The organism is Monashia sp. HAY1-2A (genome assembly GCF_056755315.1).
In genome coordinates, this window is sequence record NZ_JBNDHY010000276.1 from 1 (window position 1) to 2,280 (window position 2,280).

A 2,280-nucleotide genomic window follows, 5' to 3' on the forward strand; every position below is an offset into this window, starting at 1 on the left:
GAGGACGAACAGCCCGGTGGCACAGGCGATCCCGACCCACGTGCCCGCCGCGCCCAGACCCAGGACGGCCCTCAGGACGCCGACGAGGACGACGGCGCTGACGAGCCCGACCATCGGGCCCGGGGGAACTGTGCGTCTCACGCCACCTCCGGCTCGTCGGGCGAGCACCCGGCTCGCGTCGCACGCAAGGACGCCGTCGACACCGGCCGGGTTCACCCGCTCTCGAGCGCCATCCTGCGCCGCGCGGCCGGTTCGCGCGCGTCGTGCCGGGCGGCCGTGGTTAGTCTGACGCCGTGACGACGCAGGCACGGGCGTTCTGGCTGGCCGAGCCGGGCAGGGGCGAGGTCCGGCCCGAGACGCTGCCGGCCCCCGGGCCCGAGGAGGTGCTCGTGCGCGCGCTGTGCTCCGGGGTCAGTCGCGGCACCGAGACTCTGGTCTTCCGTGGCGCCGTGCCACCCAGCCAGCGGGACGCGATGCGGGCGCCGTTCCAGGCCGGGGACTTTCCCGCGCCGGTCAAGTACGGGTACCTGTCCGTCGGCATCGTCGAGGAGGGACCGGCAGCCCTGCGCGGCCGCACCGTCTTCTGTCTGCACCCGCACCAGACCGCGTACGTCGTGCCCGCGTCCGCGGTCGTCGTCGTGCCCGACGGGGTGCCGGCGCAGCGAGCGGTCCTGGCCGGCACCGTCGAGACCGCGGTCAACGCGCTGTGGGACGCCCCGCCCCTGCTCGGCGACCGGGTGGCCGTCGTCGGCGCGGGCATGGTCGGCTGCAGCGTCGCCCGGCTGCTCGCCCGCTTCCCGGGCGTGGACGTCACGCTCGTCGACGTCGACGCGTCGAAGGCCTCGACGGCCGAGCGGCTCGGTGTCGGCTTCGTCCGACCGGAGGAGGGTCTGCCGCGCGGTTCCTGCGACCTCGTCGTGCACGCGAGCGCCACGTCGGCGGGCCTGCAGACCGCCCTCGACCTGCTCCGGCCGGAGGGCACGGTGCTCGAGCTGAGCTGGTACGGCGATGCGACGGTGCAGGTGGCGCTCGGCGGCGCGACGCTCGCGGTACACGATGTCCGAGCGCCTCGCCCTCGCCCTCGGCCTGCTGCGGGACGACGCCTTCGACGCCCTCGTCTCCGGCAGCTCGCCGTTCGAGGACCTTCCCGAGGTGCTCCCGCGACTCGCCGACGGCAGCCTCGCGGCCCTCTGCCACGTCATCACGTACGCGACCACCGGCTCGACCACCAGCGCGACCACCAGCCCGACCGACAGCTCCACCGACAGCTCCACCGACAGCTCCACCGACCAAGCGGGGTAACGATGTTCGGCGTCACCGTCCGCGACCACATGATGGTCGCCCACAGCTTCGAGGGTGAGCGGTTCGGCCCGGCGCAGCGGCTGCACGGCGCGACGTTCGTCGTCGACGCGACCTTCCGCGGCCCCGAGCTCGACGCCGACGGCATCCTCCTCGACATCGGCCTGGCCACCGAGCAGGTGCGCGAGGTCGTCGGCGCGCTGAGCTACCGCAACCTCGACGACGACCCCGGCCTCGGGCGCAACACCTCGACCGAGGTCCTCGCGCGGCTGGTCGCCGACCGGCTCGCCGATCGGGTGGCGTCCGGGGCGCTCGGCACCGAGCCGGGCCGACTCACCGCCCTCGTCGTGACGCTGCACGAGTCGCACGTGGCCTGGGCCTCGTACGAGCGCTCCCTGTGAGGGGCTGAGGGTGCCCGCCCTCCACGTCGTCGTGCCCGACGCCGTGCGCGACCCGGCGCGACCCAGCGGCGGCAACACCTACGACCGGCGCCTCGTGGCCGGTATGACCGCCCTCGGCTGGACCGTCGAGGAGCATCTCGTGGCCGGACGCTGGCCCGAGCCCGACGCCGTGGCGCGGCGGTCGCTCGCCGACGCCGTCGGACGCGTCCGGTCCGGTGCACCGGTCATCGTCGACGGCCTGCTCGCGTCGCGCTCGCCCGAGGTCCTCGTCCCGCTCGCCCGTCGCGCGCCCCTCGTCGTCCTCGTCCACCTGCCGCTCGGCGGCGAGCCCGAGCGTGCGGTGCTCGCGGCGGCCTCGGCCGTCGTGGTGACGAGTACCTGGTCGCGCGACCGGCTGCTCCGGCTGCACCGACTCGACGCGGCGCGCGTCCACGTCGCAGAGCCGGGGGCCGACCCAGCGGCCCTCGCGCTCGGCACGGCCGGGGGCGGGTCGCTGCTCTGCGTCGGTGCGGTGACCGCGCTCAAGGGCCACGACGTGCTCGTCGAGGCGCTCGGGTCGCTCGGCAGCCTGTCGTGGGAC

2 protein-coding genes are annotated in these 2,280 nt (G+C 75.3%); both read left to right on the top strand.

Translation table 11 applies throughout. The annotated features are described in order from the left end of the window. The first annotated feature begins 293 nt into the window (after positions 1 to 293). Complete coding sequence (locus ACPYOM_RS21700) at positions 294 to 1,700, top strand: FAD-dependent oxidoreductase (protein ID WP_481347545.1); 1,407 nt, start codon at positions 294 to 296, stop codon at positions 1,698 to 1,700. 10 nt (positions 1,701 to 1,710) lie between these two features. Continuing rightward, on the top strand, positions 1,711 to 2,280 hold a 570-nt coding region (locus ACPYOM_RS21705; protein WP_481347546.1), incomplete at its 3' end, for a glycosyltransferase family protein.